This is a genomic window from Nonomuraea sp. NPDC049141, assembly GCF_040648415.1.
Classification (GTDB): Bacteria; Actinomycetota; Actinomycetes; order Streptosporangiales; family Streptosporangiaceae; genus Nonomuraea.
The window spans coordinates 337,828-359,947 of sequence record NZ_JBEZDR010000004.1 but is presented as its reverse complement, the minus strand read 5'-3'; the positions used below and the strand labels follow the sequence as shown (position 1 = coordinate 359,947).

The window sequence follows — 22,120 nt, the reverse complement described above, 5'->3', positions numbered from 1 at the left end:
GGTGAAATTTACCCTCAGGGTAGTCCAGAACCCCGTATCGGCCGCTGTTCTCGACACGCCGGACCGCCCTGTTTCATGGCGCCGGGCCGCCGGCCGCCCCACCGTACGGAGATCGATCTGCCCCGGCGTACGGCGATAAACGTCCGGTACGGCGGACCAGAAGTACGGCGGGGCGGAACGAGACGCCCCTTAAGCGGCCCGTCAGTGGCCCGCGTCCTCCCAGGTGCGGCCGACGCCCACGGAGACCTCCAGCGGGACCCGCAGGTGGTAGGCCGCGTTCATCTGGTCGCACACGAGCCCCCTGAGCCGGTCGAGCTCGCCGGGGGCCACTTCGAACACCAGCTCGTCGTGGACCTGGAGCAGCATCCGGGAGCCCAGTCCCTCCGCGCGCATCGCCTGGGAGACGTTGAGCATGGCCACCTTGATGATGTCGGCCGCCGAGCCCTGGATGGGCGCGTTGAGCGCCATGCGCTCGGCCATCTCGCGGCGCTGCCGGTTGTCGCTGGTCAGGTCGGGCAGGTAGCGGCGCCGGCCCATGATGGTCTCGGTGTAGCCGTCGGTGCGCGCCTGCTGGACGATGGCGTGCAGGAAGTCGCGGACCCCGCCGAACTCCTGGAAGTATTCCTCCTTGAGCGCCCGCGCCTCGGCCACCGGGATGTTGAGCTGCCCGGACAGCCCGAAGTCGGACAGGCCGTAGGCGAGGCCGTAGTTCATCGCCTTGATGCGGGCCCGCAGCTCGCCGTCGATCTGCTCGGGCGGCAGGTCGAACACCCGGGCCGCGGTGGCCTGGTGGAAGTCGTGGCCCGACTCGAAGGACGCGATCAGCGCCTCGTCACCCGACAGGTGGGCCATGATGCGCAGCTCGATCTGGCTGTAGTCGGCCGTGAGCAGCGTCTCGTAGCCCTCGCCGACCACGAAGCCCTGCCGGATGCGGCGGCCCTCGGAGGTGCGGATCGGGATGTTCTGGAGGTTGGGCTTCTCCGACGACAGACGACCCGTGGCCGCGATGATCTGGTTGAACGTGGTGTGGATCCGCCCGTCGTCGGCGATCTCCTTGATCAGGCCCTCGACGGTGGTGCGCAGCTTGGTCTGGTCGCGGTGGCGCAGCATGATGATCGGCAGCTCGTGCTCGGTCTGCGTGGCCAGCCAGGCGAGCTGGTCGGCGTCGGTGCTGTAGCCGGTCTTGATCTTCTTCGTCTTGGGCAGGTTGAGCCTGGTGAAGAGGATCTCCTGCAGCTGCTTGGGCGAGCCCAGGTTGAACTGCTCGCCGACGGCCCGGTGCGCCTCCTCTACCGCGTGCTTGACCGCCGCGCCGAACTCGGCCTCCAGAGCGGTGAAGTATGCGCTGTCGACGGCGATGCCGGCGCGCTCGATCTCCGCCAGCACGGTCAGCAGCGGGAGCTCCACGTCGGTCATGAGCTGGGTGCCGCCGCGGCCCGTCAGGAAGGTCTCCAGCGCCTCGGCCAGCTCGCGCACGGCATGGGCGCGCAGCGCCAGGTCCTTGGCGGGGGCGTCCTCGTCGTCGCCGAACAGCGTGGCCTGCCCGCTGGGCTCCTCCTCGGCGCGCAGGTCGCGGTTGAGGTAGCGCCGGGCCAGGTCTTCGAGGGCGAACGTGCGCTGGCCGGGCATCGCCAGGTAGGCCGCCAGAGCCGTGTCGCAGGTCAGGCCCTTGAGGCTCATGCCCTGCGCCCAGAGCGCGAGGATGGGGCCCTTGGCGTCATGGACGGCCTTGGGCCTGTCGGCGTCGCCCAGCCAGGCCCGCAGCGCGCCCTCGTCGGACTCGGTGAGCTTGACCGGGTCGATGTGGGCGGCCGTGCCGTCGGGCGAGGCGATCGCGATGCCGTCGATGCGCCCGGTGCCGCTGCCGTAGGCGCCCTTGAAGGCGAGGCCCGCCCGGCCGGCCGGCAGCGCGGCCAGCCAGCCCGCGACGCGGTCGGGGCCGAGGATGATGGTCTCGACCTCGAAGCCCTGGTCGGGCTCCTGCTCGCCGGTGCCGAGCACCTTGAAGACGCGCTCCCGCAGCTCGCCGCGGATCTGCAGCGTGTCGAAGAGCTTGTTGACCTCTTCGCGCTCCCAGACGCCCTGCTTGAGGTCGCCCAGCTCGACCTCGAGCGGGACCTCGCGCAGCAGCTCGGTGAGCCGGCGGTTCATCAGCACCTGGGCGACGTGCTCGCGCAGCTTGTCGCCGACCTTGCCCTTGACCTCGTCGACCCGGTCGACCAGCGCGGTCAGCGAGCCGAACTCGCGCACCCACTTGGCGGCGGTCTTCTCGCCGACGCTGGGGATGCTGAGCAGGTTGTCGCTGGGGTCGCCGCGGAGCGCCGCGAAGTCGGGGTATTGGACCGGGGTCAGGCCGTACTTCTCCTCGACGGCCTCGGGCGTGAACCTGGTCATGTCGCTGATGCCGCGGCGCGTCATCAGGACCGTGACCTGCTCGTCGACCAGCTGGAGCGCGTCGCGGTCGCCGGTGACGATCAGCACGTTCATGTTCTGGGCGCTGGCGCGGGTGGCGAGCGTGGCGATGAGGTCGTCGGCCTCGAACCCGGCCTTGGACAGGTGCGGGATGCGCAGCGTGTCGAGGAGCTCGTAGATGAGCTGCATCTGGCCCCGGAAGTCTTCGGGGGTCTCGCTCCTGTTGGCCTTGTATTCGGCGTATTCCTCGTGGCGGAACGTCGGCTCCGACCGGTCGAACGCCACGGCCACGTGCGACGGCTGCTCGTCGCGCAGGATGTTGGTCAACATCGAGGTGAACCCGTAGACCGCCTCGGTGTGCTGACCGTCGGTGGTCATGAGGTTGGCGTCCTTGAGCGCGTAGAACGCGCGGTAGGCCAGGGAATGCCCGTCGAGCAGCAACAGGCACGGGCGGCTAGGGGTCACTTCACTCTTCGGCACACCAGCAGCCTAGTCTCCATCTCCGACAGAAAACCTGAGCTCGAAAGACTGGAGGACTCCCCTTGACGCGGATCGACCCGGCCGATTTCCCGGCGTTGAACGCCGTATACGAAGGCACGCTCCCCCACCGGATGGGCATCGAGTTCGTCGAGGTCAGCGCGGAGCGGGTCGTCGCCCGGATGCCGGTCGCGGGCAACACCCAGCCGTACGGCCTGCTGCACGGCGGTGCGTCGGCGGTGCTCGCCGAGACGCTGGGCTCGACCGGCGCGGCCGTCCACGCGGGCGCGGACCGCATGGCGGTCGGCATCGAGATCAACGCCACCCATCACCGATCGGCCACCTCCGGCTTCGTCACCGGCGTGGCGACCCAGTTGCACGGCGGGCGCTCGATCGCCACGTACGAGATCGAGATCACCGACGAGCAGGGGCGGCGCGTGTGCACCTCCCGGCTGACCTGCATGCTGCGTGATCGCTGAACGCCACGCGACTTTACGTCTCTCTTTGCACACGAGCCCCGTGGGTCGCTACGCTCGTCCGAGCGGAGCCCGCGGGGGAGGCCGAGTAGATAACGTGTAAGGCCGGGGAAGCCCTACATGGTCCCAAAGGTCCCCTTCCGCGGGCTCGTTCACGTTCTGCAGCGATCGTTGCGCATTCGCGCCCGGAACCGCCAGGCGTCTAGTGGGATTTAGCCCCTGACCTGGCGTCTTGTTTCCTCACATCAGCGACACGCACGTGTCACTAATTGGTGACGAACGACCCTGAACCGGGCGCGACCAGAATAAGCTCCCGCCATTGCATGCCTGTTGTTGTGCCTGCGATGCCCACGTGTCGAGATGGAGGGGCACAACCCCGCCTTGACCTATTTTGAGGGAGCACCATTGCGCAGAGCCGTGATCGCGTTCACGGCCTTCCTGGGTGGACTCATCTTCCTGCTCGCGGTCCCCGCCCAGGCGGCGGCCCCCGATCAGGGTCTGAGAGGGACACTCAAACTCCAAGGCCAACCAGTGAACGGCGTGAAAATCGTCGTGACCACCGAAGGCGGACAACCCGTCAAGGAGGTTACAAGCAACGCCCAGGGCGCGTGGGTAGTCCCGATTGACAAACCGGGAAAATACAAGGTCACGCTGGATGTCAAGACGCTTCCGCAGAACGCGATGGTTCGCGGCGGCAACGCCGTCCGCACCCCGACCGTCTTCTCCGGCAACGTGTCCACCGTCCTGTTCGCCCTGCAGCCCAAGGGCGCCGCGGGCCAACCGGAGGAGGGCGCCGAGTCCAGTCCCTTCTTGGATCAGGCGGCGCAGCTCACCTTCGAGGGCCTGAACCTCGGCCTGATCATCGCGCTGGCCGCGCTCGGCCTCTCGCTGATCTACGGCACCACCGGCCTGACCAACTTCGCCCATGGTGAGCTGGTCACGCTGGGCGCGCTGCTCGCCTACCTGTTCAACGTGACCTTCGGCCTGCATCTGATCCCGGCCGCGGTGATCGCGGTGATCGCCGGAGGCGCGCTCGGTTACCTTCAGGACCGGTTCTTCTGGGGGCAACTGCGCAGGCGCGGCACCGGCACCATCGCCATGATGATCATCTCGATCGGCGTGGCGCTCTTCCTGCGCTATGTCTTCCTGATCCTGTTCGGTGGCCAGAACGAGTCGTTCGCCCAGTACACCGCGCAGCCGGGCATCGAGATCGGCCCGATCTCCGCGGCGCCCAAGAACTTCGTCGCGATGGGCATCGAGCTGCTGGTCCTCATCATCGTCGGCTTCGCGCTGCTGCGCACCCGCACCGGCAAGGCGGCCCGCGCGGTCGCCGACAACCCGGCGCTGGCCGCCTCCTCGGGCATCAACGTCGACCGGGTCATCCGCATCATCTGGACCACCGGCGGCGCCATCGCCGCGCTGGCCGGCATCATGCTCGGCCTGTCGCAGAACCTGAAATACACCATGGGCCAGGACATCCTGCTGCTCATCTTCGCCGGTGTGACGCTCGGCGGGCTCGGCACGGCGTTCGGCGCCCTGGTGGGCTCCCTCGTGGTCGGCCTGTTCATCCAGGTCTCCACGCTCTGGGTGCCGCCAGAGCTCAAGAGCGTCGGCGCGCTGGCCGTACTCATCATCGTGCTCCTCTTCCGGCCACAGGGCATCCTGGGCCGCCGAGAGCGGATCGGCTGACGGGGGGAGTCACATGGACTGGATCACGATCATCAGCACCACCGTCAAGTCCGCCATCGGCGTCGAGACGGTGCTCTACGCGCTCGCCGCGATCGGCATCAACATCCACTTCGGCTACACGGGCCTGCTCAACTTCGGGCAGGCGGCGTTCATGGGCGTCGCGGGCTACGGCCTGGCCGTCACGGTCACCGTCCTGAACCTGCCCTTCTGGGTCGGCATCGCGGTCGGCCTCATCGCCGCGGTGCTCCTGGCCCTGCTCCTGGGCGCGCCCACACTCCGCCTGCGGGCCGACTACCTGGCCATCGTCACCATCGCGGCGGCCGAGATCGTCCGGCTCGTCTTCCGTTCGGTGCAGTTCAAGGACGTCTTCGGCGGCTCCGACGGCCAGCGCGGCTTCTCCGACGGCTTCTACGCGCTCAACCCCTTCCCGGAGGGCGAGTACGGCATCGGCTGGTTCACCTTCAACCACCGGCTGCTGTGGATCATGCTCGTCGGCTGGGTGCTGGTCGCCCTGTCGTGCGGCATCGTCTACCTGCTCATGCGCAGCCCGTGGGGCCGCGTCCTCAAGGCCATCCGCGAGGACGAGGACGCCGTGCGCAGCCTCGGCAAGAACGTCTTCTCCTACAAGATGCAGTCGCTCATCCTGGGCGGCGTCATCGGCAGCCTCGGCGGCTTCATCTACGGACTGGCGTACGCCTCGGTGCAGCCCGACGTCTTCGGCACCGAGACCACCTTCTTCGCCTACACCATCGTGATCCTCGGTGGCGCGGCCCGCGTGCTCGGCCCCGTCGTCGGATCGATGATCTTTTGGGTGCTGCTGGTGCTGGTCAACGGTGTGCTCAGTGAAGCGGTTCAGGCGGGGTACATCCCCTTCATGACCTCCATCCAGGTCGGGCCGGTCCGCTACATCCTGGTGGGTCTAGGGCTGATCCTGTTGCTCATCTTCCGGCCACAGGGCATCTTCGGTGACAAGAGGGAGATTGCTTTCGATGTCCGCTGAAACGTCGTCGACCGCTGAAACCACGATGTCCGAGCGCAAAGCCGCGGCCCTTGCGGCCTTCAAGGACCTGGCCCGCGACCCTGGTGTGCCGAAGCCCGACCCGATCCTCGTGGTCGACGGCGTCACGCGCCGATTCGGCGGCCTGACCGCCGTCGAGGTGGCGCACGTCGAGATCCAGCGCGGCTCCATCACCGCACTGATCGGCCCCAACGGCGCCGGCAAGACCACGTTCTTCAACCAGCTCACCGGTTTCGACACCGCTGACGCCGGCAAGTGGACGTTCAACGGCCAGAGCATGAGCGGCGTGCCCGCCCACCGGGTGGCCCGCGCCGGCATGGTCCGTACCTTCCAGCTCACCAAGGCGCTGTCCAGGCTGACGGTGCTGGAGAACATGCGGCTCGGCGCGCAGCACCAGCGCGGCGAGAACTTCTGGCGGGCGCTCTTTCCCGGCGCCTGGCGCGCCCAGGAGGACGCGATCACCGAGCAGGCCGAGGAACTGCTGGCCAGGTTCAAGCTCGACGCCAAGCGCGCCGACTTCGCCGGCTCGCTGTCCGGCGGCCAGCGCAAGCTGCTGGAGATGGCCCGCGCGCTCATGGTCAAGCCTGAGCTGGTCATGCTCGACGAGCCCATGGCGGGCGTCAACCCGGCGCTCACCCAGTCCCTGCTCGGCCACGTCAAGGACCTGCGCGATCAGGGCATGACCGTGCTGTTCGTCGAGCACGACATGGACATGGTCCGCGACATCAGCGACTGGGTGATCGTCATGGCCCAGGGCGCCATCATCGCCGAGGGACCACCGGACACGATCATGTCCGACGCCCGGGTCATCGACGCCTACCTCGGCGCCCACCACGACGCGCCGCTGTCGGAGAGCGAGCTCGAAGAGCAGCTCCACCAGGCGGAGGCGGCGCTGGAGGCCGAGATCGAAGAGGAGACGCAGAAGTGAACGCCGTCCCCGAGTCCGCGCCCGGCTCCGCGCCCGAGTCGAAGGCGGCGATCACCGACCGCGCCGCCCACCTGGCGGGCGCCGAGAACGCCGTGCTGCGGTGCGACGAGCTCATCGCCGGCTACCTGCCGGGCGTCAACATCCTCAACGGCTCCGACCTCTACGTCGGCGAGGGTGAGCTGATCGGCATCATCGGCCCCAACGGCGCCGGCAAGTCGACGCTGCTCAAGGCCATGTTCGGGCTGGTCAACATCCGCAGCGGCACGGTGGTGCTGAAGGGTGAGGACATCACGAACATGAAGGCGCACTCGCTGGTCTCCCGCGGGGTCGGCTACGTCCCGCAGACCAACAACGTCTTCCCCAGCCTCACCATCGAGGAGAACCTTGAGATGGGCGCCTTCCAGGTGCCCGGCAAGTTCAAGGAGCGCTTCGAGTTCGTCGCCGAGCTGTTCCCGGCGCTCAAGGAGCGGCGCAAGCAGCGGGCCGGCTCGCTGTCGGGCGGCGAGCGGCAGATGGTGGCGATGGCCAGGGCGCTCATGACCGAGCCATCGGTGCTGCTGCTGGACGAGCCGTCGGCGGGTCTGTCGCCCATGCTGCAGGACCTGGTGTTCATCCAGGCCCAGCAGATCAACAAGGCGGGCGTCACCGTCATCATGGTCGAGCAGAACGCCAGGCGCTGCCTGCAGATCTGCCATCGAGGCTATGTGCTCGACCAGGGCCGCAACGCCTACACCGGCACCGGCCGCCAGCTGGCCAACGACCCCAAGGTGATCGAGCTCTATCTCGGGACCCTGGCGAAGGCCTAGAAAGATTCCAGAACGGCGAAGGGGCTCCCCAGGAGCCCCTTCGCCGTTCTTTAATGAGCGCTGTGAGACGTTTAGCGACAATCGCGCTCCTGCTGCCCATCCTCGTCGGCTGCCAGCACACCGCCGCCTCGGCCGGTAAGTACAGCACCGGTGGAGACCCCACCGACGACCCCTGCGCGCGCGTGGTCTCCGCGATCGGCTACGCGGGCCTCATGCTGAAACCGAAGGGGCAGGAGGACAGCCAGAACTTCGAGGACGCGGTGCTCGGCCGCCTCGCGGAGGCGCGCGGCATCACGCTCCAGTTCGGCGAGCGCCTGCCCCAGTCACTGGCCGCGGCCGTGCGCACGGTCGAGTCCACCACCGCGGGTCTGTCCAGGGCCGATGTCCCGCGCGAGCGCCAGGTGAAGCTGCTGAAGGAGTACCGGGTCGCCGCGGACGAGATCACGGCGGGCTGTAAATAAGCCGAAGGGCCCGATCCAGCGGACCGGGCCCCTCAGGTGTGTCTGTGTATCGGTGTGTCCTGCGGACTAGCCGGCGATGTTGCCGGTGCGGTACTCGAGCGCCTTGGTCGGGTACTTGTTGTCCGCGCCGTACTCGTAGATGCCGATGGTGGCCACGGCCGGGTCACCGGCGTCGTTGAACTCGACCGGACCGCTCACGCCGTCGTAGTCGATGTCCTTGCCGGCCTTGAGCAGGTCGGCGCACGACTTGAAGTTGTTGCACTTCTCGCCGCCCTTGCTGACCTCGGCCAGCTTGGCGCCGATGTCCACGCCCGCGTCGCTCTTGGCGGCCTCGGCGGCCAGCGCGATCAGGTTCATGGCGTCGTAGGACTCAGGCGCGTAGCTGAAGTCCTCCAGCTTGGGGTTGACCGCCGTGAGCTTGCCCTTGAAGTCCTCGGGAGCGGCGGCGCCGGGGATGGTGCCCTTGACGCCCTTCAGGGTGCCCTTGGGCATCTTGACGTAGTTGGTGTTGGAGGTGTTGCCGTCGACCATGTACCACTTGTGCTTGCTGGCCGGCAGACCCTGCTTGATCAGCTCCTGGATGACCTTGGCGGTCTCCTCGAAGCCGATGAGCACGATGGCCTTCGGGTTCTTCGCCTTGATCTTCGCGACGTCGGCGGAGAAGTCGGCGGCCTTCGGGTCGTAGTCCACGCGCTCGACGACCTCGGCGCCACCGTCGGTGACGGTCTTGGCCACCTGGTCGGCCAGGCCGGTGCCGTAGGAGTCCTGCATGGCCAGGATGCCGACCGTGTCACTGCCGTCGGCGATGATCAGGTCGCCCAGCACGCGGCCCTGCAGCTTGTCCGGCGGAGCCGTACGGAAGTACAGCCCGTTGTCCTTGATCGTGGTGAACTTGTCGGAGGTGTTGGCCGGCGAGAAGTGGACCACACCAGCGCCGGTGATCTTGTCGATCACCGATTCCGACACGGACGAGGACGCGGCGCCGATGATGGCGTCGGCCTTCTGCGCGAGCAGCTTGTCCACCGACTGCGAAGCGATGTTCGTGGTGGTGTCACCGGAGTCGGTGTCATATTTGGTGACCGGCTTGCCAAGCACGCCGCCGGCTTCGTTGATTTCCTTGATAGCGGCGTCAACACCGGCGAACTCGGGCGGGCCGAGGAAGGCAAGCGAACCGGTCTGCGGCAGCAGCGTGCCGACGGTCAAAGTCCCGTCGCCCTTCGCTGCCGGAGCCGCACTTGATGGCGCAGCCGAAGAGGAGGCTGGCGCAGCGGTGTCGCCGCCACCACCGCAGGCTGTCAGGGCCAGGCTCGTGGCAGCCACGACAGCCAGCACCCGTCCTGCGGGAGCAATGCGGATCATGGAGTGTCTCCTTCATCTCCAGGCCGGGTCAGGTCAGCACCGCCGACGTTCCCGAACGAATGACGGAAAGCTACAGAACAAAAGGCCAGTTCAACAGACGCCAGGAAGAACTGTCGGCACTTGGATGCGGAGTCGTAATCACTCCTCAACTTACGAGGGACGGAGGATCACGCCTAATGTTCAACGAGTGAAGCGCATCGCGGCCTTCCTGCTCGTGGCGGTCTTCCCAACTGGCCTTCTCACGGCCTGTGGTGCCTCTGAGGCGCCCGCCACGCCGCCACCGGACCCTCCTGCCGGTGTGTCCATCTCGCTGGCCCAGTGGCGCTCAGACGAACCCGTGCACGCTATCGAGGTGGCCGTGCGCAACGCCACCGACACGCCGGTCTACTTCGCCGACGTCCAGCTGGTCACGCCGTCCTTCCAGACGCTTCCGCCCAAGCGGGCCGACGCGCTCCTCAAGCGGACCCCCCGCACCGACCTCCAGATCCCCTACGGCGCGGCCAAGTGCTCGCCCAAGGGCCTGCCGGCGCTCCAGCCGGCCACGGTCGTGGCCCACCTGCGCAGCGGGTCCGATCCGCTGCGCAGGGTGGTCTTCAAGGTGCCGCACCCGGACCCGCTGCTGACCAGGCTGCTGCGCGACGAGTGCTCCGCGTTCCTGATCAAGGAGGCGGCCGACATCGAGTTCGGCGCCGACTGGACGCAGGTCGGCAAGGTGATGCGCGGCAGTCTCGTCCTGACCCGGCACGGCACCGGCGTGGTGGCCGTCCAGGACGTGGGCGGCACCACCCACTACATCGCCACGCCCGTCAAGAAGAGCAAGCCGCTGGCGACCCTGGACGCCGGCGCGCAACGGGCCGAAGTGGCGCTCCAGCTCACCCCCGGCCGCTGCGACCCGCACGCGTTCGCCGAGGGCAAGAAGGCATTCCTGTTCCCCGTGCGGGCCACCATCGACGGCGGCGACGAGCGCGTGGTCATCGTCGTGCCCCCCAAGCCGCTGCAGGAGCGGCTGACCGCCTACGCGCTCAAGACGTGCGGTCTGGCTGGCTGAGCCTCAGCCCTCGATCTTGCCGGTGCGGTACTCGATCGCCTTCGTGGCGTTGTACTTGTTGTCGTCACCGTACTGGTAGATGCCGATGGTGGCGATCGACGGGTCACCGGCGGCGTTGAACTCGACCGGACCGCTCACGCCGTCGTAGTCGATGTCCTTGCCGGCCTTGAGCAGCTTGACGCAGGCCTTGAAGCTCTTGCACTTCTCCCCGCCCCCGCTCACATCGGGCAGCTTGGCCGCGATCGACCGGCCGCTGTCGTCCTTGGCCGCCTCGGCGGCCAGCGCGATGAGGATCGCCGCGTCGTACGACTCCGCCGCGTAGGTGAAGTTGGTCAGCTTGGGATCGATCGCCAGCAGCCTCTTCCGGAAGTCGTCGGGCGCCGCGGCGCCGGGAATGGTGCCCTTGACGTCCTTCAGCGTGCCCTTGGGCATCCTCAGGTAGTTGCTGTTGGACATGTTCCCGTCGACCATGTACCACTTGACCTTGTCGCTCGTCAGGCCCTGCTTGACCAGTTCGGCGATGACCTTGGCGCCCTCCTCGAAGCCGATCAGCACGACCGCCTTCGGGTTCGCCGCCTTGATCTTGGCCACGTCGGCGGAGAAGTCGGCGGCCTTCGGGTCGTAGTCCACCCGCGCCACCACCGAGGCGCCGGCCTCCTCCGCGGTCTTGGTGACCTGGTCGGCCAGGCCCGAGCCGTAGGAGTCCTGCATGGCCAGGATGCCGATCGTGTCGTTGCCGTCGGCGACGATCAGATCGCCGAGCACCCGGCCCTGCAGCTTGTCCGGCGGAGCAGTGCGGAAGTACAGCCCGTTGTCCTTGATCGTGGTGAACTTGTCCGAGGTGTTGGCCGGCGAGAACTGGACCACCCCGGCACCCGTGATCTTGTCGATCACGGACTCCGACACCGAGGACGACGCCGCGCCGATGATGGCGTCCACCTTCTGCGCGAGCAGCTTGTCCACCGACTGCGAGGCGATGTTCGTCGTCGTGTCGCCCGAGTCCGTATCGATCTTCTTCACCGGCTTGCCGAGCACCCCGCCGGCGTCGTTGATCTCCTTCACGGCCAGGTCGACCCCCGCGAAGTCGGGCGGCCCGAGGAAGGCCAGCGACCCCGTCTGCGGCAGCAGCGTGCCGATGGTCAGCGTGCCGTCACCCTTGGCCGCCGGCGCGGTCGGCACGGCCGACGTGGTCCCCTTGGCCCCCGTGCCACCGCCGCCACCGCAAGCCGCCGTCAAGGCCAGGCTGGACGCGGCCGCCAACGCCAGCAGGCGTGTGCGCATCATGAGACTCCCCCTTACCGGGGAGGAGATGTGGAGTTCTTACAATCCGTTTCTACCCATTTGTAATGTCCCAATCGCCGACGGCCCCCGATACTCGGATCGGAGGCCGTCGCTGCGGGGGCGTCACCCGGAGATGTCGCCCTTGCGATATTCGAGCGCCTTGGCGGCGTTGTATTTGTTGTCGGCGCCGTACTGATAGACGCCGATCGTCGCGACCGACGGGTCACCGGCGTCGTTGAAGTCGACCGGGCCGCTCACGCCGTCGTAGTCGATGTCCTTGCCGGCCTTGAGCAGCTCGACGCAGGCCTTGAAGTCCTTGCACTTCTCGCCGCCCTTGCTGACGTCCACGAGCTTGGCCCCGATCGCCGTGCCCGCGTCGTCCTTGGCCGCCTCGGCGGCCAGCGCGATGAGGATCGCCGCGTCGTACGACTCCGCGGCATAGGTGTAGTTGGTCAGCTTCGGGTTGATGGCCAGGAGCCGCTTCTGGAACGCCTCGGGCGCCGCCGCTCCGGGGATGGTGCCCTTGACGCCCTTCAGCGTGCCCTTGGGCATCTTCAGGTAGTTGGTGTTCGACATGTTGCCGTCGACCATGTACCACTTGTACTTGTCCGTCGTCAGGCCCTGCTTGACGAGCTCCGCCACGACCTTGGCGGTCTCCTCGAAGCCGATGAGCACGATGCCCTTCGGGTTCGCCGCCTTGATCTTGGCCACGTCGGCGGAGAAGTCGGCGGCCTTCGGGTCGTAGTCCACGCGCTCGACCACCTTGGCGCCCCCCGCCTCGGCGGTCTGGGTGACCTGGTCGGCCAGACCGGTGCCGTAGGAGTCCTGCATGGCCAGGATGCCGACCGTGTCGTCGCCGTCGGCCACCACCAGGTCACCCAGGACCCGCCCCTGTAGCTTGTCCGGCGGAGCAGTACGGAAATAGAGCCCGTCGTCCTTGATCGTGGTGAACTTGTCGGAGGTGTTGGCCGGCGAGAACTGCACGACGCCCGCCCGCGTGATCTTGTCGATGATCGACTCCGACACCGAGCTCGACGCGGCGCCTATGATGGCGTCCGCCTTCTGCGCGAGCAGCTTGTCCACCGACTGCGAGGCGATGTTCGTGGTGGTGTCGCCCGAGTCGGTGTGGATCTTGGCGACCTGCTTGCCCAGCACCCCTCCGTCGTCGTTGATCTCCTTGACGGCCAGATCGACGCCGGCGTACTCGGGAGGACCGAGATAGGCCAGCGACCCCGTCTGCGGCAGCACCGTGCCGATGGTCAGCGTGCCGTCACCCTTGGCGGTCTGCCCTGTGGGCTGAACACTGGCCGTCCCCGCGGAGGTCGGCGCGGCGGTGGTGCCCCCGCTGGAACAGGCCGCCAGCGCCAGGCCCGCCGCGGTGGCGGCGGCCAGCGCCCGGGAAATGCGGATCATCGAAGCGTCTCCGTCCAGATGAGCGGATCTTCTGTCCGCCCATCAGCATGCGACTGGGACGCCTCGGGCGAAGGAGACCGAGGCCGGTTGGATGCCCACTCGTAATCGCGCCACAACCCACGGGGGTAAATCCGGTGATATGCCGCCCCTCAGCCACGCTCCGCCGCGTCGTCTATAACGATCTGGGCAACCTCGCGCATGCTCAACCGGCGATCCATCGACGCCTTCTGGATCCACCGGAACGCCTGCGGCTCGCTCCAGCCGTGCGCGGACATCAACTGCCCCTTGGCCCGCTCCACCAGCTTCCGGGTCTCCAGCCTGTCGGACAGGCTCGACACCTCGGCGGCCAGCGCCACCATCTCCTCGTGCCTGCTGACCGCCATCTCGATCGCCGGCACCAGGTCCGCCTTGGTGAACGGCTTGACCAGGTAGGCCATGGCCCCCGCGTCCCTGGCCCGCTCGACCAGGTCACGCTGGGAGAAGGCGGTCAGGATGAGGCACGGGGCGATCCGCTCGGCCACGATCCGCTCGGCCGCCGAGATGCCGTCGAGGACGGGCATCTTGACGTCGAGAATCACCAGGTCGGGCCTCAGCTCGGTGGCCAGCTGGATCGCCCGCTCGCCGTCACCGGCCTCGCCCGCGACGATGTAGCCGTCTTCCTCGAGCATCTCCTTGAGGTCGAGGCGGATCAGTGCCTCATCTTCCGCGATCACCACTCGCCGCTGCGTACTCACGAGCAAGAGAGTACCGATGTCCGCTAGATTAGAGCGACGCCGGTGGTGGGTGGCCATGGATTTCGGCTACCCTTTCGCCGTGCGATAAGGACAGATCCGGATATTTCCGGATCTTCGCCTCGGTATCCCAATTGGCAGAGGAAGCGGATTCAAAACCCGCACAGTGTGGGTTCGAGTCCCACCCGGGGCACCTGACCACCCGCCCGGTCTCCACGACCGGGCGGTGGCATGTCTGATGTGGTTCCTACTGCCGCGGCTCCCGGTCGGCTCCGCGAGCCTCCTCGGCACCGTGTCCAGCAGGAGACATCCAGCACAGGCTGGACCGCCACGCGGGCCAGATCACGTGGCGCCCCTTACCGTTCGGCGTCGAACTCGTCCAGCGGTACGTCGTCCGCGTCGGCGGCCAGCGCCCGCCGTCCACGGAGGCGAGCGCGACGACCACCTGCGGCGGCCAGCCGGCGAGCACCCGCACCACCCGTGGACCCTCTCCCACGCTGCCCCCAAGTGAGCGAGCCGCCATGCCCGGCTGTCCACGGCGGCTCGGCCGACCACCCGGCAAGGAAGGACTCGCCCAACCTGCCCGCCACGCGACCCGTTGAAGAACACGCCGACCGACTGCGACGGCTGACCCGCCGGCTCGCCGACCGGCTGCGCATCCAGCCCCACCCACCAGCCGGGCAGATCGTCTCACGCTCATTCTCGACGCCCTGATGGGCGACCGCTGGTCTGGGACGCGAGCGGTGTCTCGGCCAAGCCGCACCGGCTGCGGGCCGAGCGTGAGCGCCTGGCCGCCAAGCATCAGCAGCACGACGTGGGCCCGCTCGACGCCACACCTCTGACGCTCGGGTGATGCCGGGACCGGCGGAGCCATCAAGCCCGCCACCGCCCGCAATTGCCGGGAAACTTACGCGGCCCTGCCGTGCATAGCGGGTCAATGTATTTGCGCGGATGATCAATGACACTATCCCTATTCGTCGGCATTATTGTCCACGCCTCGATGTCCGGGGGAATGGGGAAAGGGCAATAATGCGACTGAGTGGAGCGCTCGTATTGGCGATGTGTATCGCCATGCTCATCACCGGTTGCTCCTCGGGCCGCGGCGGCGAAGGCGCCACGGGCCCGGTCGAGGTGTCGCGTCCGCCGCGAGTTCTGGACGCGAATGGTGGTGGGGCCCTGGTCTTCGATCCCGCGACGGCGACGATCAGCGGATTCGACCGTGTTCACGGCCGGGTATGGCGGGACCGGGAGATCTCGAAGACGGCGACAGACATCGTCTGCCTCGCGCAGTGTCCTGCGGTCGTCGTATCGACCGGTGTCGCGGCAGATCGGCCAAGCGCGGTGGAGGGCGGGAAGGGGACTGCGGCAGTGGTGCCGGAGGTCTCGCCGTTCCAGCTCACGGAGCGTGGACCGGTGCCTTTTCCCGTCTCCAGCCTGCCGGGGGCGCGCGTACTGACCGCCGTCTCACCTGAGGACGCGGTCGTAGAGGAGGTAGGCGCCGGTGGGCGCACCTGGATCAAGATCATCCGGCCTGATGGGAAGGGGGAACGTCGCCAGGTTCCCTACTCCGGCTACCAATGGGTGGAGTCGGCGAACGGGAGTGCCGCGTTGGCCTTCACCGGCCAGCCGAACGCGAAGAACGCCCGGCTTCTCAGATTCATCCGTAAAGCGGACGGTTGGCAGCCGGTCGGCAGAGGAACCGCATGGGATTCCATCTCGAACGCCTGCATAGCCGGAGATGGCGAAACCGTCCTAGTGATCGGGCCAGAGACGATCTTCATGCGTGGGACGTCCGATCGGCGCCGGATGGAGCCCGCGCCACCCGAGGCGCGTGAGTGCGCACTGGGGACGAGTGCGGCGGCGCTGGTCTCTCGTGCGATGAGCAGTCGTGGCGAGTCCCGGACGATCGTGTACGGAGTGGGGCTGGACGGCCGCTTGTCGTGGCAACGCGAGATCTCCGCCGAAGCAAGTGTCACGGTACATCCGACTAAGCCTTATGTCGGTATTTCGGATGGCAAGACTTTTGTCCTCGTGGACGGCCACGGCCGGACCGTGTGGAGGCGAGACGGGGTCGCCACCGCCCGGTTCACCTCCGACGGACAACTCGTCGTCGTCACCCCGGACGAGCGGGTGGCATGGCTCCCAGCCGACCTCATCGGCCAGGCCATGGCGGCACGTTCCTGAGCTCTCCTCCTGCCTTTGCGGACCATCGCCGGCTATGTAGAGAGGTGATAAGAAGCTGCATTAACACATTTCTCCAAAAATCTTATTTTGTGCGAATCCTAATTGAGGAGCAAGAATGCTTAAGAAGATCGTCGGTAGTTCCGTTCTCGCTTCCGCATTGGCGACGGCGGCCATCGTCGGAACCGCAGGCACGGCTCACGCCTCCTCCGCCACTGGCGGGTGCACCGATGGCGGCAAGAGCGGGTCCGGATGGGTTTACTACACCTACGTCTCCAGCAGTGCCCGAGACAGGATCGACAAGTTCACCTGGCAGATCAACGGTCAGGCGGGCTCAACCAAGAACGACGTGATCCTCGAGCTCAAGCAAGACAAAACCGGCTCGGACCCCGTGCTCTACTCATGGTCGACCCCGAACGCGACCAACGGTGCCGGCACCCACGTTCCCTCCCAGGCTCTGAGCGTGCCGGCGAGTTACAAGACCTACGGGCGGTTCCACTTCATCATCGACATCAACAACGCCAACGACCCGGAGTGCATCGCGGAGACCAACCGGTTCTAGCGGCATAGCCGCCAGGGCCTGAGGTCACCGATGGCGGAGCTTCGATGGCGTGCCTTCAAACCACGAAGGCCGCACGAGGCTCCGCCTGTTCGCGCGCCCGGGAGCCGGACGGTCCGGTGCCCGGCGTGATACGCCCCTGAACCGCGCAGCCACCGCGGACTGCCTCGGGGATCGATCTCCAGTCGAGCGGACTGCTCCTCAACGCGGACGGCGACTCCATGGCCATGTACCCGGCCGATGACGGTGCTTTCGCCGCCACGAAACCAAGGCGATTCACGCCTGTGGCAGCATCGTATTGTCAGCACGAGTCGGCGTAATCGCCGTCCTGAGCACGCTGCCGGCCTCTGCGCACTTGCCGGTAGGTGGCCGGAGGCACCCCGTAGGCGGCGCGAAACGCGCGGTTGAAGTGTGCGTCGCTGAGAAAGCCCCACCAGGCGCCGATGGAGCGGACGGGTACGTTGGCTTTCTTGGGATCCGCCAGATCGCGCCGACATCGCTCGAGTCGCCGTTCGCGTATCCATGTCGCGACGCTCAGGCCGTTCTGCTGGAACAGCCTCTGAAGATACCGAAGGGATACGTGATGGGCCGAGGCGATCGTTGCGGGCGACAGGTCGCGGTCTCCCAGTCGCTGCTCGATGAATCGTTGAATGCGCAGCAGCGGGACCATCTGCGGGTCATCGGTCGCCGGCGTGGCGCCCTTGCCGAGTTCGGAAGCCAGGTGGTCGGCCACCGCGTCCTGCAGCGTTGTCGAGATCCGTACCGCGTCCTCGGCGGTCACGGCGCCTTCGTCGATCAGGCGGCGGAGGAAGGCGGCGATATGCGCCCCGAGGTCGTCGCAGGCCTCGAGGAGCCGGTCCGGCGCCGTCGCGCTCGAGGCGACCGCACCATCGATGGCCGATGCGATCGCGACTCCGCAAGAAGTCAGTCCCATGCCGCTGTGGCGGTCCACGCTGACGTGTCAGTGGTCAGCGGGTGGGTATGTCGCGGCCGTTGTTGCCCTTGGCCTGGTCGTCGAGCGGGGTTATCGAGGCGATGGGGAATGCTGCGCATGTCTCTCCCGGTGACTGTCGTCGGTCAGCGCGGAGATGGTGACGCACTTGTTTGGCAAATCTCTGGCACGGCGGCTTGACCCGGGAGCTGAACGCGGAAGCCGGCCGGCAGCCTCGACACCGACGCCCAGGGATACCCCGCCGCACAGTGGCCGAGGCGGGGTTGGACGATCACGTCGAGTTCCGCGTCGAGGACGGGGGCGCGGCGCTCGCCCGCATGCCGGACGGCGCGGTCGACCTGCTCTTCCTCGACGCCGAACGCGTCGAGTACCCCTCCTGGTGGCCGGGGTGCTGCGGCAGGGCGGCGTGCTCGTGGCCGACAACGCCCTGTCTCACCCCGAGGAGATCGCCCCGCTGCGGGCCTCCTCCGATCAGAGCCGTGCCTGACCGTCACCGCCGACGAGCGGCCTCAGCGCAACGACCACGCCGGCGAGCGGCCTCAGCTTGGCGACCAGGCCGGTTGGCGGCCGAGGAGTGCCACCACCCGGTCCAGGGCCGGAGCGTCGTCCGCCGCCGCCACCCCGCTCACGAACGCCTTGCCCTCTCCACGCGTCTCCGGCGTGTCGGGCACTCGGGCGGCCACCGGCAGCGCGGCCTCGGCCAGGTCCTCGTCCACGTTCGCGGGGACGCCGAGCGCCTTGGCGAAGTCCCAGTCATGCACCACGCAGTCGACGAAGTGGAACCCGATCGCCAGCTTCGCGGGGAACGGACCGCCGTCACGGATCTCAGGCAGGTAGAACCTGCGATCGAGCACGCCCTCCACGGCGAAGGCAGCCATCACCGCTCGCGCCGACGCCGCGTACTCCTCCACCGGGTCGTCCCCCACCGGCCGCGGCTCCCACATCTCCAGCCCGGACCGCTCCCCCGAGGCGGCGAATGCGAAGCCGTGGTTCTGCACGATCTGGTGGGCGAGCAGATCGCGCACCGCCCAGCCGGCGCACGGGGTCTGCCGGTCCAGGTCGGCGGGCTTGATGGTCGCCACCAGGTCCACGGTCGCCTGCACGGATCGCCGGTTGAGCTCGATGATGTCTACCAAGGCACTGTCCCGTCATCGTCGAAGAATCCCCCCGTGGGCCCATCAGGACCCAGGGTGGCCAATCTGACGATAACGGCCGCCCCGTCGGCCGCCGTACGAGTGATGCTCAGCCCGAGATCCTTGGTGAAGTCCGTGGCGCAGGCTCCGGGAGCCGCGGCGTTGACCAGGATGCCGTCTTTGCCGAGCTCCTTGGCGTACTGGATGGTCAGCGCGTTGAGCGCCGTCTTGGACGGTGGATACCCGGCCAAGGCCGGGAGTCCTGACATGTAGTGATCTGGGGTCGTGTGGTGGGTCAGGGAGCCGACACCGCTGGAGACGTTCACGATGCGGGCGGCGGGTGCGCGCCTGAGCAGGGGCAGGAACGCGTTCGTCACCATGAGCACGCCGACGACGTTCGTCTCGAACACCTCGCGCACCAACTCGGGCCGGGTGGTGCTGGGCGCCTCGCCGGCTCGGTGGCCGGAGATACCGGCGTTGTTGACGAGCACGTCCAGGTGCCCGTAGCGGTCGGCCACGTGGGCGGCGGCCGCCTGAATGGTGGCGAGGTCGGTGACATCGAGGACGAGCGGGTGAACCTCGGCGCCGGCGGCGCGCAGCCGGGCGGCGGCCGCCTCGCCGCGCTGGGCGTCGCGGGCGGCGAGCAGCACGGTCATGCCGCTGGCCGCCAGTTGAGCGGCGACCTCGAAACCTATGCCCTTGTTCGCCCCGGTCACCAGGGCGATCGTCGTTGCGGTCATTCCCCGAGCACACCACCGCCGGCCGTCACCGGGCCAACACCACCTGGGTCAGGCTCGATACCCTACGGGTATGGAGACGCGTGAGCTGGCCTATTTCGCCGCCGTCGCCGAGGAGCTGCACTTCGGCCGGGCGGCCGAACGGCTGGGGATCGCGCAGCCGCCGCTGTCGAGGGCGATCCAGAAGCTCGAACGGCGGCTCGGCGTACTCCTCTTCGACCGCTCGGGACACCGGGTGGCGCTCACCCCGGCGGGCGAGGTACTGGCCAGGGAGGCCGCCAAGGCCCTGGACGCGGTGGCGGCGGCCGAACACCGCACCCGCAGGGCGGGGCTGACCGAGCCGCGGCTCGTGGTGGCCCTGAAGCCGGGCGGCGACGGCGCGCTGCTCCCGGACCTCCTGGCCGCCTACCAGGAGTGCCCGGACGCGCTGCCGGTGGAGGTGGTGCTGTGCGGGGTGGCGGAGCGGGCCCGGCTGCTGCGTGACGGCACGGCGGACGTGGCGTTCCTGCACAGCCCTTGGGAGGACCTGACGGGGTTCGACACGGAGCCGCTGCTGGTGGAGGGCGGGGTGGCCGTCGTGCCGACCCGGCACCCGCTGGCGGCGCGGCCGTTCGTCCACCTCGCCGACCTGGACGCCGAACCAACCCCGCGCTGGCCCGATCCCCGCACCTCTGAATCCCCAGTCGCGTCCCAGTTCGTGGGCGGGTTCGAGCCGCACGTCGCTTCGGGGCTGCGGGCGGGTGATGCCGCTCAGATCATGCAGCTCGTCGCCCTCGGCAGGCTGATCGCCGTCGTCCCCGAGTCGGCCAAGGAGCAAGTACGCCGCGATCTGGCCTGCGTCCCCGTCGTCGACGCCGCCCCCACCACGGTCGTCCTGGCCTGGCCCGAACAGACGCGCTCTCCGGCCCTGGCCGCCTTCGTCCGCACCGCCGCGGACGTCGCAGCCGGAGCTGTGGCACGGCGGCCCGCGGCCGTGCCGGGGATCAGGTGACCGACCACACGCCGGGGACCACGTGACCGACACGGCACGCGTGACCTATGTGATGCCGTCCGGTTGGAGGGGCGAGGACCGGGTGGCGCGCCCGCGCCTCGGCGGGCCGGTGGTGACACGGAGGGCTCGGGGCTCAGGGGTCAGCCTGGATGACGATAGTTTGTGCCTGTGACAGCTATCGATCCCACCGTGACCGGTGCGCACGCCATCGGGCTCGCGACCATCGCCACTGACGGCACCGTACTTGACACCTGGTTCCCCGCTCCGCAACTGGGCGACCCGCCCGTGACGGGCACCGAGCGGCTTTCCGCCGAGGAGGCCGGTGAGCTGGCCTCGCTGGTGGGGCGCGACCCGGCCAGGGGCGTCGAGGTGGTGGCCGTGCGCACCGGCATCGCCAAGCTCTCCGAGCCGCCGGCGGACGCGCACGACGCCTACCTCAGGCTGCACCTGCTCTCCGCCCGCCTGGTCAGGCCGCACGGGCTGAGTCTCGACAACCTGTTCTCCCTGCTGGCCAACGTCGTGTGGACCAACTTCGGGCCGTGCCCGGTGGAGGGGTTCGAGCAGGCCAGGCTGAGGTTGCGGGCCAGGGGCGCGGTGACGGTGTATGGGGTGGACAAGTTCCCGCGGATGGTCGACTACGTGCTGCCGACCGGCGTCCGGATCGCCGACGCCGACCGGGTACGCCTCGGCGCCCACCTGGCCACCGGCACCACGGTGATGCACGAGGGCTTCGTGAACTTCAACGCCGGCACGCTGGGCGCCTCGATGGTGGAGGGCCGCGTCTCGGCGGGCGTGCTCGTCGGCGACGGCTCCGACGTGGGCGGCGGCGCCTCGATCATGGGCACGCTCTCGGGCGGCGGCAAAGAGGTCATCTCCATCGGCGAACGCTGCCTGCTGGGCGCGAACGCGGGCATCGGCATCTCGCTGGGCGACGACTGCGTGGTGGAGGCCGGCCTCTACATCACGGCCGGCACCAAGGTCGCCCTCCCGGACGGCCGCATCGTCAAGGCCAAGTCCCTGTCCGGCACGAACGGCCTCCTGTTCCGCCGCAACTCCCAGACGGGCGCCGTGGAAGCCGCTCCCCGCGCCGGCGGCCCGGTGGAGCTCAACGCCGCGCTCCACGCCAACTAACTCAAGATCTGTACGGCCAGCCCGTTCTCCTCCAGTGGAGACGGCGCCGCACCGCGTCTTTCATCTATTACGGCCAGCCCGGTGAGCCCCACCCCCCGCACAGGGCTGAGCCCTGTCCAGGGACACGCTCCTCCGGTGGAGAGGGCTGGCCGCCGTGACGTGCGCATGGTCGGCCATGGCTTCCGTATAGTCGGCCAAGTGCGCGATCCCATCCGCTGCGGAGACCAGAGACCCACTCAGGGGCTCACTCCGACCGGGGCGTCGGTGAAGCAGGACCTGGGCGTCGCTGAAGTCGGTCGCTTACTGGTCGGCGGTCCTCGGCCGGCCGGTGCCGGTG

The 22,120-nt window shown here is 68.2% G+C and carries 21 protein-coding genes and 1 tRNA gene; 13 read left to right on the top strand and 9 right to left on the bottom strand.

What is annotated here, in order from left to right; translation table 11 throughout:
* Positions 1–201 precede the first annotated feature (201 nt).
* A complete protein-coding gene (gene polA / locus AB0B91_RS13915) occupies positions 202–2,892 on the bottom strand; it encodes a DNA polymerase I (protein ID WP_358318637.1) in 2,691 nt (896 codons plus the stop codon).
* 131 nt (positions 2,893–3,023) lie between these two features.
* Between polA and AB0B91_RS13910 the strand changes: the two genes are divergently transcribed.
* The 6 genes from AB0B91_RS13910 to AB0B91_RS13885 all read left to right on the top strand — a co-directional run bounded on the left by AB0B91_RS13910 (position 3,024) and on the right by AB0B91_RS13885 (position 8,267).
* Positions 3,024–3,368: a hotdog fold thioesterase gene (locus AB0B91_RS13910; protein ID WP_358319187.1), complete on the top strand. Its 345-nt coding sequence runs from the start codon at positions 3,024–3,026 to the stop codon at positions 3,366–3,368.
* A 402-nt stretch (positions 3,369–3,770) separates the two neighbouring features.
* Positions 3,771–5,054, top strand: coding sequence for a branched-chain amino acid ABC transporter permease (locus tag AB0B91_RS13905; protein WP_358318636.1), 1,284 nt, complete (start codon positions 3,771–3,773; stop codon positions 5,052–5,054).
* A gap of 13 nt (positions 5,055–5,067) precedes the next feature.
* Entirely contained in the window at positions 5,068–6,054 is a 987-nt protein-coding gene (locus AB0B91_RS13900) for a branched-chain amino acid ABC transporter permease (protein WP_358318635.1), read from the top strand.
* A 25-nt stretch (positions 6,055–6,079) separates the two neighbouring features.
* Entirely contained in the window at positions 6,080–7,000 is a 921-nt protein-coding gene (locus AB0B91_RS13895; protein ID WP_358319185.1) for an ABC transporter ATP-binding protein, read from the top strand.
* Between the two features lie 50 nt (positions 7,001–7,050).
* Complete coding sequence (locus tag AB0B91_RS13890) at positions 7,051–7,806, top strand: ABC transporter ATP-binding protein (RefSeq protein ID WP_308168430.1); 756 nt, start codon at positions 7,051–7,053, stop codon at positions 7,804–7,806.
* A 62-nt stretch (positions 7,807–7,868) separates the two neighbouring features.
* Entirely contained in the window at positions 7,869–8,267 is a 399-nt protein-coding gene (locus AB0B91_RS13885; RefSeq protein WP_358318634.1) for a hypothetical protein, read from the top strand.
* Between the two features lie 66 nt (positions 8,268–8,333).
* On the opposite strand, the gene AB0B91_RS13880 is transcribed toward AB0B91_RS13885, so the two are convergent.
* A complete protein-coding gene (locus tag AB0B91_RS13880) occupies positions 8,334–9,470 on the bottom strand; it encodes an ABC transporter substrate-binding protein (RefSeq protein ID WP_358318633.1) in 1,137 nt (378 codons plus the stop codon).
* Positions 9,471–9,813: 343 nt separating this feature from the next.
* Between AB0B91_RS13880 and AB0B91_RS13875 the strand changes: the two genes are divergently transcribed.
* Positions 9,814–10,674: a hypothetical protein gene (locus AB0B91_RS13875; RefSeq protein WP_358318632.1), complete on the top strand. Its 861-nt coding sequence runs from the start codon at positions 9,814–9,816 to the stop codon at positions 10,672–10,674.
* A gap of 3 nt (positions 10,675–10,677) precedes the next feature.
* Here the strand turns inward: AB0B91_RS13875 and AB0B91_RS13870 are convergent, their stop codons facing one another.
* From AB0B91_RS13870 to AB0B91_RS13860, 3 genes are all read right to left on the bottom strand, one after another.
* Complete coding sequence (locus tag AB0B91_RS13870) at positions 10,678–11,958, bottom strand: ABC transporter substrate-binding protein (protein ID WP_358318631.1); 1,281 nt, start codon at positions 11,956–11,958, stop codon at positions 10,678–10,680.
* 120 nt (positions 11,959–12,078) lie between these two features.
* On the bottom strand, positions 12,079–13,368 hold the full coding sequence (locus tag AB0B91_RS13865) for an ABC transporter substrate-binding protein (RefSeq protein ID WP_358318630.1): 1,290 nt from the start codon (positions 13,366–13,368) through the stop codon (positions 12,079–12,081).
* A gap of 149 nt (positions 13,369–13,517) precedes the next feature.
* The gene (locus AB0B91_RS13860; RefSeq protein WP_219533667.1) at positions 13,518–14,084 is read right to left on the bottom strand and encodes a response regulator; all 567 of its coding nucleotides are present in this window, start codon (positions 14,082–14,084) and stop codon (positions 13,518–13,520) included.
* Positions 14,085–14,218: 134 nt separating this feature from the next.
* On the opposite strand from AB0B91_RS13860, the gene AB0B91_RS13855 reads away from it, so the two are divergent.
* A tRNA-Leu gene (locus AB0B91_RS13855) sits at positions 14,219–14,292 on the top strand.
* Positions 14,293–14,346: 54 nt separating this feature from the next.
* Here AB0B91_RS13855 and AB0B91_RS13850 read toward each other — a convergent pair.
* Complete coding sequence (locus tag AB0B91_RS13850; protein WP_358318629.1) at positions 14,347–14,595, bottom strand: hypothetical protein; 249 nt, start codon at positions 14,593–14,595, stop codon at positions 14,347–14,349.
* 11 nt (positions 14,596–14,606) lie between these two features.
* Here AB0B91_RS13850 and AB0B91_RS13845 point away from each other — a divergent pair, with 11 nt between their 5' ends.
* From AB0B91_RS13845 to AB0B91_RS13835, 3 genes are all read left to right on the top strand, one after another.
* A complete protein-coding gene (locus tag AB0B91_RS13845) occupies positions 14,607–14,813 on the top strand; it encodes a hypothetical protein (RefSeq protein ID WP_358318628.1) in 207 nt (68 codons plus the stop codon).
* A 237-nt stretch (positions 14,814–15,050) separates the two neighbouring features.
* The gene (locus AB0B91_RS13840; protein ID WP_358318627.1) at positions 15,051–16,283 is read left to right on the top strand and encodes a hypothetical protein; all 1,233 of its coding nucleotides are present in this window, start codon (positions 15,051–15,053) and stop codon (positions 16,281–16,283) included.
* Between the two features lie 115 nt (positions 16,284–16,398).
* Positions 16,399–16,842 carry a hypothetical protein gene (locus AB0B91_RS13835; RefSeq protein WP_358318626.1) on the top strand — a complete coding sequence of 148 codons (444 nt, stop codon included), beginning with the start codon at positions 16,399–16,401 and terminating at the stop codon, positions 16,840–16,842.
* Between the two features lie 298 nt (positions 16,843–17,140).
* Here AB0B91_RS13835 and AB0B91_RS13830 read toward each other — a convergent pair whose 3' ends face one another.
* The 3 genes from AB0B91_RS13830 to AB0B91_RS13820 form a co-directional block, all read right to left on the bottom strand.
* Positions 17,141–17,791 (bottom strand): helix-turn-helix domain-containing protein, encoded by a 651-nt coding sequence (locus AB0B91_RS13830; protein ID WP_358318625.1) that lies wholly within the window; start codon positions 17,789–17,791, stop codon positions 17,141–17,143.
* A gap of 539 nt (positions 17,792–18,330) precedes the next feature.
* Positions 18,331–18,927, bottom strand: a complete 597-nt coding sequence (locus AB0B91_RS13825; protein ID WP_358318624.1) for a TIGR03086 family metal-binding protein — start codon at positions 18,925–18,927, stop codon at positions 18,331–18,333.
* Positions 18,921–19,664 carry an SDR family NAD(P)-dependent oxidoreductase gene (locus tag AB0B91_RS13820; RefSeq protein ID WP_358318623.1) on the bottom strand — a complete coding sequence of 248 codons (744 nt, stop codon included), beginning with the start codon at positions 19,662–19,664 and terminating at the stop codon, positions 18,921–18,923. The genes AB0B91_RS13825 and AB0B91_RS13820 overlap by 7 nt, the downstream gene beginning before the upstream one ends.
* Before the next feature lie 70 nt (positions 19,665–19,734).
* On the opposite strand from AB0B91_RS13820, the gene AB0B91_RS13815 reads away from it, so the two are divergent.
* Positions 19,735–20,652 carry a LysR family transcriptional regulator gene (locus AB0B91_RS13815; RefSeq protein ID WP_358318622.1) on the top strand — a complete coding sequence of 306 codons (918 nt, stop codon included), beginning with the start codon at positions 19,735–19,737 and terminating at the stop codon, positions 20,650–20,652.
* Between the two features lie 168 nt (positions 20,653–20,820).
* Positions 20,821–21,783, top strand: a complete 963-nt coding sequence (gene dapD, locus AB0B91_RS13810) for a 2,3,4,5-tetrahydropyridine-2,6-dicarboxylate N-succinyltransferase (RefSeq protein WP_358318621.1) — start codon at positions 20,821–20,823, stop codon at positions 21,781–21,783.
* The last annotated feature ends 337 nt before the right edge of the window (positions 21,784–22,120 follow it).